An 823-nucleotide genomic window follows, 5' to 3' on the forward strand; every position below is an offset into this window, starting at 1 on the left:
GTCCGCCTGCCAGCGCGCCAGCGCCGCCGTCGGGTTGCCGCTGTCGTTTGGCGGCGTCAGGCTCAGGCCAAAGCTGGAACGTCCCCAGCCATCGCCATGCAGGCTTTCCAGGCGCTGCGTGAAGTTCGACAGCTGTGCGCTGGCGAAACGCCGCGCCGCATCCGCTTGCGCCGCCTGCAGGCCGATCACTTCCGGATCGACCGACGGATCGCGCCGCGCCGTCACCGTCACGTTGACGACACCCGGCTTCGAGGTGGCATACGCATTGCTCAGGGTGTAGCTGACGACGGCCGCGCCGGCGAACTTGCCCGAGGCCGCAAAGCTCAGCTGGTACGACGGCTTGCCGGCCGTGCCGATATCGCGCACCACCACCTTGCCCGCTTCCGCCGGCGCCACGCTCAGGATATTCGCCGCCGTGAACGGGCCACCCGTGGCGCCCGCCGTCAGGTCGACATTGACCGTCAGGCCGGCCACCACCGTGACGCTCTGGCTGAGCACTTGCGGCATCGGATTGACGGTAATCGTCGAGGTCACCGGCGCCGAGGTGCCGAAGGCGTTCGACACGGTGTAGCCGATGCGGATCTCGCCGCTGGTATTGATGCCCGGTGTGTAGACGATGTCCATGCCGTTGACCACCGCCGTGCCGCTGGCAGGTTGCGTCGTGATGGCCACGGCCGTGAATGGCCCGCCCGTGGCGCCGTCCGTCACCGGCAGGGTCACCGGCGTGCCGGCCAGGACCGTGGCCGTCTTCGCCACCGGTACGGGGACTGGCCGCGGCGCCACCGTCACGCTGACCGTCGCGGGGGCGGAGGTGCCGCCCGGA

Annotated in this window: 1 protein-coding gene; it reads right to left on the reverse strand. The window is 70.1% G+C overall.

The genetic code is table 11. The features are described from left to right. On the reverse strand, positions 1 to 823 hold an 823-nt coding region (locus tag VM94_RS28630), incomplete at both ends, for an Ig-like domain-containing protein (protein ID WP_235433005.1).

Source organism: Janthinobacterium sp. KBS0711 (genome assembly GCF_000988085.1).
Lineage (GTDB): Bacteria > Pseudomonadota > Gammaproteobacteria > Burkholderiales > Burkholderiaceae_D > Janthinobacterium > Janthinobacterium lividum_E.